Raw genomic sequence first — 7,062 nt, 5'->3', positions numbered from 1 at the left:
TTCTTCGGTATCTTAAAGTCTGAATTTCTATACCTAAAAGAATTTGAGGACATCGAACACTTCAAGCAAGAACTTGAACAATATATTGATTACTACAATCACACACGTATAAAGACGAACTAAAAGGCATGAGTCCGATACAATATCGAACTCATGCCTCGAAAGCTGTCTAATAAATACCGTGTCTAACTTAAGGGGGTCACTTCACCTGCTTGCAAAGGCCTCTCTTTTTTTATTCGTCGTTATTCCTCTTTACCCCGACTACTTGGTCCTTTGAGATGGTCCCAAAATGCCGACTGTCAAAGCTATGCATTCGGTTATCTCCGATCACGAAGAAATGATTGTTTTGTATTTTATCGTGCCCTGTGATGTCTTCTAGGTGAAAATCACCTGTCAGGACGTTCCCCATTTTATGTTCTTTCTGCTCTTTTAAATACGGCTCTTTCCATTTTTCACCATCGATAAATAGCTGATCATTATGATACTTGATCGTTTCTCCGGGAAGACCAATGACCCGTTTGATCAAAATTTGATTTTTAGACCCATGAAATAGAACGTAATCAAATCGGCTAATTTTCGTGAGTTTTGGCGAGAACTTGTTGATTATTAATTCTGTTCCATCTGTAAATGTCGGGTCCATACTAACCCCTTCTACTTTGTATGTGACAAACATGAAATTCTTTACTTGGAACAATAAGACTATGCATGTAATAATCATCAACCATAGTAATGGCTTCTTCTTCATTAAGAGCTTCCTTTCTCCTCACGCTTGATCATTCGAAAGTTCAACCAATTTTCTACTCTCTTTCCAACATACCATAATAAAGCGATGACTAGAACCGCAAAAACACTTCTTAACGGATTCTTTACTAAAGCAGAAAGATCATAGCCAATAAAACTGATGATAAAAATCATGACACACTTACCTGATAAAACGGCTAATAAAAATTGCCAGTTACTCATTCTTGATAGGCCTGCTACTACATTGACGGCAGCAGAAGGCGTGAAAGGAAAGCAGAGTAAAATAAACAACGGGCCAAACCCCCGCTTTTCCACCCAAAGCATCAGCTTCTTAATGGAAGGGTGTCTGCTAATAAAGTTCAGCATCCTCATCTGTCCAAATTTTCTAATCAGTATAAAGACAAGGATAGACCCTGCACTGGCTCCAATCCACGTCAATAAAAAGCCTTCCCAAAGTCCGAAGGCATTTGCATTAGCCACAGCAAAAGCAACAAGAGGTAAAAACGGAAGAAATGCTTCTATTAAAGGGAGCAATATGGCCACAATTGGTCCAAAGGCCTTATAGCTCTCGAAAAATGATGTGATATTTTCATGAGTAAATATGGATAGAAATGATGACAACTTGTTTGACTCCTTCAAGGTTTGTCTACTTTTCATTTTACATAGAAAACCTAAAAATACAAATGCAGCCCTCAACCCCTTGAGATTTTTTGCCTCATTGGATATAATAAATAAGAACAAATGTTCTATACAAAGAAAGCAGGCATGGACATGACGAGACTATCAAGAATACATCTTCAGATGATGGAACAGGCCATCTTTTTTCCAATGGTTATCTCCATCCTCAATCGCGACTTGGCCCAATTAAAAGAACATCAACCATTTAAACTAAATGAACCATATATTCAGCTTGTCACCTCTGCATTAAAAGAAACGCAAAAAGAACTTTATCAATTGAAACAGGATCTACATAAAAAAAAAATGAAGGTACAGCAAATTGAACACGATGAAGCGTTTACGACGTATTTATTTGTGATGAATGGCTATGAAGAAAAACATAAATACTTTAATCCACGTATACGGCATCGTGTAGAGGAGCTGCTTACTCGTTATTTTCTCCATCAGGCAAAATAAAAATAGTTAAAAGTTTCTGTATCAGCACCTCTACAAACAGGAGCCATACAGAAACGACACAATTTACAAGTGCAGCCTACACAACGTTTCCCTCGCTGAACACAAGTGAAGGAAGAAAAGTGTATGATCCCAGATGACTTTAAATTCGTGTAGTACCGAACGATGCCAGCAACTCTGGAACTATTAAAAGTAAAAAAGCCTGCCACAGCGGCAAGCTTCTTCCCATTTATGATAATTCAAGTTGTTTTCTCATTTCTTGAGTTACTTCATCTAATCCTGGTCCATCTAACTCAAAGTAAAACACATTTCCAGTGATAATCGTGCCCCTTTAGCTGTATGGTATCCACTGACTTTAGTGAACTCAGTAAAGGGAAAGACCAAAAAACTGATTCATGGATAGATTGGTTGAGACATTATCACCAAATGTATCAATGATGTTGTCATATGACGGTATCGATGAAATGGATTTAGATTTTTCAAAGATGGATTGAAGTGATTCCATTTAGCGCTTTCCGCACATAAGGTCACTATCTACCTTTCTCGTTCTCACAAACGCTAATGCTTCATCACCACTTAGCGTATGTGCCTGTTTGCACATGAACTTGTCCCTTTAAATCCTTGTCCAAAAGAAGACAAAGGGCTAAAATAATAGCCCTTTGTCAACAATCTAAGCCGCTCGAAACGAGCAGCTTTCATCATTATTATTGTTCAATTCCTTGTTTGACTTCATCCATCATGGCAGTTAATGATACAAGACCTCCGCCAGATAAATACCACATGTCAGAGTTCAAATACACCACATGGTTGTTTTTGATCGCTTTGACTGATTTCACATAATCATTTTCAACAAGCTGCTTCGCAGATGTTTCTTCTCCGATCGCTGCGCCTCGATCAACGACAAATAAGTAATCCGGATTCGTTTTGACCATGTACTCATACGAAATGCTTTGTCCGTGTTTGTCAGATGGCTTAAGCTTTTGATCTGCCGGCGTAATACCAAACACATCATGGATGAGACCGTATCTTGACTTAGGACCAAACGCAGTCATTTTGCTATCGTTGGCCATGATCATCAAACCATCTTGCTTTAACGCTTTTGCTTGTTTCTTTAATGCTTCCACTTTCTGATCAATGGCTGCAAGTTCTTTTTTGACTTCGTCTTCCTTATCAAAAATCTCCCCTAACGTCGTGGCATTCTTTTTAAATGATTCCATATAGTTGGCATTGTCTACATCCATCAAAATCGTAGGGGCAATTTTAGAAAATTCATCGAATGCATCTGCTTGACGGTGCTGAATAATAATCAAATCTGGATCTAACTCTGCAATTTTTTCAAAGTTCGGCTCTTTTAAACCGCCGACATTCTCATATTTATCATCCTCATATTTGGATAGATATTTTGGCACCACTTGTTTTGGTAATGCTGTCACATTTACACCTAGCTTGTCTAGCGTATCAAGACTTCCCATATCAAACACAACGACTTTTTTTGGGTTTTTCTTGATCTTCACACCATCTTTATTCAGCATGTCCTTTACCGTCAAGGTTTCCTCATTTGTTCCTTCTGTTTTCCCTTGGTTACCGCAGGCAGCGAGTACAACGATCGCTGTTAATACAGTCATCATCCATATCCATTTTTTCATGCTTGATCACCTCTTCATGTTTTTAAGAAAAATATAAGCAAATACGCTCACTTTGAATGACTTCAATCGGTATGCGCATGTCATAAATTTGTTCAAGTGTATTTGTTTGAATCACTTCATCTACTTCGCCTTCTTTGATCACCTGTCCATCTTTTAAGGCGATGATATGATCGGAATACACAGATGCAAAGTTAATATCATGGAGAACCACAACAATCGTTTTCCCAAGATCGTTGACGAGCTGTTTAAATAGTTTCATCATCTCAACAGAATGATTCATATCCAAATTGTTTAAAGGCTCATCTAAGAAAATATAATCCGTATCCTGAGCCAGCACCATCGCAATAAAGGCTCTTTGCCTTTGTCCTCCGCTTAGTTCATCCAAGTATTGATGCTGGATATCGACGAGCCTCATGTATTGAAGGGACACATCGATCATCTTCTCATCTTCTTTTGTCAGATGGCCTTGGGAATAAGGAAAGCGGCCAAAGCTGACGAGCTCCCGAACGGTCAGGCGTACACTCATGTGATTGGACTGCTTTAAAATACTCATCTTTTTCGCAAGCTCTTGCGGAGGGTACACGCTATATGGTTTGTCCTCTAAATAAGGTGCGCCTGTGTCTGGCTGAATCAGGCGGCTCATGATGGACAAAAGCGTACTTTTGCCCGCACCATTTGGACCAATGAGAGAGGTCAGCTGTCCCTTTTTCACACTGACAGTTGTTTCGTGAAGCACTGTTTTTCCGTTATATGTCTTACTGACTTCCTTCATCACGACCATGAACGACTCTCCTTTAAAAGTAAGTAAATAAAATACAATCCGCCCACTAAATCAATCAAAACACTAAGTGGCGTTTGAAAGGTAAATACCTTTTCGACAAGAAACTCCCCGCCTACAAGGGCAATGACACTAATGAAAAAAGAGCCTAATAGCAAGTACGTATGCCGATATGTACGAAATAGCTCTCTTGCTACGTTTACGACAAGTAAGCCAAGAAATGTAATCGGGCCGACGAGGGCAGTTGCAATAGAAACAAGAACGGCAATGACGATCAGCATCTTTTTTGTGATACCGTCATAGTCAATTCCGAGATTTACAGCATGCTCCTTTCCTAACGACACCACATCTAATTTAGCGCGGGATGACCAAATATAAAGACAAAGCGCCAAAAATAAAACAGAAGCGATGAGTAGGATATCTGTGTTCATATGATTAAAGCTTGCAAAGGATTTATCCTGTACGACCTGGTATTCATTTGGATCAATGAGCATTTCCATAAAAGAAGAAAGACTTTTGAACAATGTACCAAATACAATCCCGATAAGCAGGAGTAAGAAAATGTGCTTGTTTTTGCGTTTAAACATCACCGTATAAAGCAGCACGGAAAAAAGAATCATCAACCCAACGCAAATGAAAAAATTCAGGTTTTTATTGACGATCATGAAATTGGTTGATCCAAAAAGATAAATAATCGCTGTTTGCAAGAACAAGTACAGTGCGTCTAACCCAAGGATGCTTGGTGTTAAGATTCGGTTATTCGTTAAGGTTTGGAACACAACAGATGAAAACGCAATAGCCCCTCCCGTTAATGTCATCGCAAGCACCTTTTTTAAACGGCTTGGCACTGTGTATTGCCAGTACCCCATTTGAAAGGTAATAAAGATGACGACAAGCACTGTTGCAATGGCTGCAACGAGGAATAATGTATGTTTTTTACGCATAGCGTTTCCTCCTTAATAACATGTACAGGAAGACCGCACTTCCAATGATGCCTACCATGAGCCCAACAGAAATTTCATATGGATATATGATTACCCTTCCGAGCACATCACAAATAAGAACAAAAATAGCCCCCAGTAAGGCTGTATGTGGCAGGCTCTTTTTCAGGTGATCACCTCGATAGATCGATACAATATTAGGAATGATTAAGCCGAGAAATGGTAGCATTCCGACAGTCAAAATCGTGACAGAAGTCATCATGGAAACGATCACCAAACCAACCGCCATCACACGTTTATACGTTAAACCTAAGTTGACAGCAAAGCTCTCTCCCATACCCGCCACTGTAAAGCGGTCAGCATATAAATACGTGATGATCAAAAGTGGAACACTCATATAGAGCAGTTCATAACGTCCCTGAACAATAAGAGAAAAATCCCCTTGAAGCCATGCGGATACGTTTTGGATCAGATCATATTTATAAGCTATAAATGTGGAGATTGAACTGACGATCCCGCCGAACATTAAGCCGACTAACGGTACATAGATCGTGTCATTCACCTTAATATGGCGCAGGATTTTTAAGAATAGGAGATTACCAACTAAAGTAAATAGAAATGCGATCCCCATTTTCATGAGCGGGCTCGCATGTGTAAAAACGAGCATGCCGACTAAAATACCCAGCTTGGCCCAATCCATTGTGCCTGCAGTGGTCGGTGAAACAAATTTATTTCTCGTCATGCTTTGCATGATGAATCCGCATAAACTAAGGCTCATGCCGGCAAGCACATTACTCACCAATCGTGGGATGCGACTTGAAAATAAAGTATGCATCTGAACATCCGTTAGATGAAATAGCTGTAAGACGGAAAGGTCCTGTACACCAATAAACAGCGATGCAAATGCCAAACTCGCAAATAACAAACTCAATTGATACAACTTCATACAGATTTCTCACTTTCTATCAAGCTCTCCGCTACAAATGATTATCATTATCAATTAAGCGACATTCATATAATATCACATCTAGTGATATTTTCAATAGAAGAATGGGAAAGGATTGATTCACATAAAAAACACCATATGAAATCAGCTGCTTTCAAATCGTGTTAACAGGCTGCACTCAGCAAGACATTGACTTGATTTTCCTCAAAAAAGGGGACACGGTGGCTGTTGAAGATCCAGATTTCCCTGGCGCTAGGCTTTCTTTTTTACACGTGAAATGAACATTTTCCCCGCATCAGTAGATGGAAGGTATGATCGTGGACACATTGTCTCAGCGAACAAAAATGATTGCTGTGACGCCCTCCCACCAGCGACCAACCGGTGTATGTATGAGTGTAAACAGAAGACAACAGCTGCTACAATTTGCTGTCAGCCATCGGTCTTATAATTAGAGGATGATTTTGATGGTGAATACCGTTACCATGGCGGCCCGCTTCCTTCTTTATTTTGAGAAGCACCGGAACATGTTTTATATATCTTAAGCTTTTCAAAGGTGCTGCACCGGGCATCCGTCTTGCTGCAATCATCGACTCCAACACTGTCATTAGAGAAATTGATAGGAATACACCGGTTAAAGCAAATACTTCACATCTAAAAAAGCCTAGAAGAAAACCCGGGACTGACCCCCGTTTTTGAAACAGGGATCAAAACACCTTTATACAGCCAATTGCCGATAGTTTATCGGTGATTGGTTGTTTATTTTTGTTTGAATACGAATGTTGTTATAATAATAAATGTATTCTTTGACAGTGCGTTCTACGATGTTGGTCGTAGTTCGATCAATCCTGTTAAGATAGAACGTTTCAGACTTTAGTGAGG

The 7,062-nt window shown here is 39.5% G+C and carries 8 protein-coding genes and 2 pseudogenes; 2 read left to right on the top strand and 8 right to left on the bottom strand.

What is annotated here, in order from left to right; genetic code table 11:
- Positions 1-173, top strand: a pseudogene (locus tag LC033_RS16115) (IS3 family transposase); the annotation flags it as partial.
- A gap of 59 nt (positions 174-232) precedes the next feature.
- Here LC033_RS16115 and lepB read toward each other — a convergent pair.
- Complete coding sequence (gene lepB / locus LC033_RS16110) at positions 233-745, bottom strand: signal peptidase I (RefSeq protein WP_226570174.1); 513 nt, start codon at positions 743-745, stop codon at positions 233-235.
- Positions 745-1,362 (bottom strand): TVP38/TMEM64 family protein, encoded by a 618-nt coding sequence (locus LC033_RS16105; protein ID WP_226570171.1) that lies wholly within the window; start codon positions 1,360-1,362, stop codon positions 745-747. The genes lepB and LC033_RS16105 overlap by 1 nt, the downstream gene beginning before the upstream one ends.
- 150 nt (positions 1,363-1,512) lie before the next feature.
- Here LC033_RS16105 and LC033_RS16100 point away from each other — a divergent pair, with 150 nt between their 5' ends.
- Positions 1,513-1,875, top strand: coding sequence for a YhjD family protein (locus LC033_RS16100; protein ID WP_226570169.1), 363 nt, complete (start codon positions 1,513-1,515; stop codon positions 1,873-1,875).
- A gap of 226 nt (positions 1,876-2,101) precedes the next feature.
- Here the strand turns inward: LC033_RS16100 and LC033_RS17120 are convergent.
- From LC033_RS17120 to LC033_RS16075, 6 genes and pseudogenes are all read right to left on the bottom strand, one after another.
- Positions 2,102-2,501: pseudogene (locus LC033_RS17120) on the bottom strand (LCP family glycopolymer transferase); the annotation flags it as partial.
- Positions 2,502-2,576: 75 nt separating this feature from the next.
- Positions 2,577-3,518, bottom strand: coding sequence for a siderophore ABC transporter substrate-binding protein (locus LC033_RS16095; RefSeq protein WP_226570167.1), 942 nt, complete (start codon positions 3,516-3,518; stop codon positions 2,577-2,579).
- Between the two features lie 22 nt (positions 3,519-3,540).
- Positions 3,541-4,299 (bottom strand): iron ABC transporter ATP-binding protein, encoded by a 759-nt coding sequence (locus LC033_RS16090; RefSeq protein WP_226570165.1) that lies wholly within the window; start codon positions 4,297-4,299, stop codon positions 3,541-3,543.
- Complete coding sequence (locus tag LC033_RS16085) at positions 4,290-5,240, bottom strand: iron chelate uptake ABC transporter family permease subunit (RefSeq protein WP_226570163.1); 951 nt, start codon at positions 5,238-5,240, stop codon at positions 4,290-4,292. Before LC033_RS16085 ends, LC033_RS16090 begins: the two co-directional genes overlap by 10 nt.
- Complete coding sequence (locus LC033_RS16080) at positions 5,233-6,183, bottom strand: ABC transporter permease (RefSeq protein WP_226570161.1); 951 nt, start codon at positions 6,181-6,183, stop codon at positions 5,233-5,235. Before LC033_RS16080 ends, LC033_RS16085 begins: the two co-directional genes overlap by 8 nt.
- Before the next feature lie 715 nt (positions 6,184-6,898).
- The coding region (locus LC033_RS16075) for an IS3 family transposase (RefSeq protein WP_226570177.1) at positions 6,899-7,062 on the bottom strand (164 nt) is incomplete at its 5' end.

Origin of the sequence: Bacillus stratosphericus (assembly GCF_020524495.1) — a bacterium.
In the GTDB taxonomy this organism is placed as follows: Bacteria; Bacillota; Bacilli; order Bacillales; family Bacillaceae; genus Bacillus; species Bacillus stratosphericus_B.
This window is presented reverse-complemented; position numbering and strand designations above follow the sequence as displayed.

Coding starts and splice junctions, on each gene's coding strand:
- LC033_RS16100 (WP_226570169.1), top strand. CDS start 1,513: ATGACGAGACTATCAAGAATACATCTTCAGATGATGGAACAGGCCATC.
- LC033_RS16085 (WP_226570163.1), bottom strand. CDS start 5,240: ATGCGTAAAAAACATACATTATTCCTCGTTGCAGCCATTGCAACAGTG.
- LC033_RS16090 (WP_226570165.1), bottom strand. CDS start 4,299: ATGGTCGTGATGAAGGAAGTCAGTAAGACATATAACGGAAAAACAGTG.
- LC033_RS16095 (WP_226570167.1), bottom strand. CDS start 3,518: ATGAAAAAATGGATATGGATGATGACTGTATTAACAGCGATCGTTGTA.
- LC033_RS16080 (WP_226570161.1), bottom strand. CDS start 6,183: ATGAAGTTGTATCAATTGAGTTTGTTATTTGCGAGTTTGGCATTTGCA.
- lepB (WP_226570174.1), bottom strand. CDS start 745: ATGAAGAAGAAGCCATTACTATGGTTGATGATTATTACATGCATAGTC.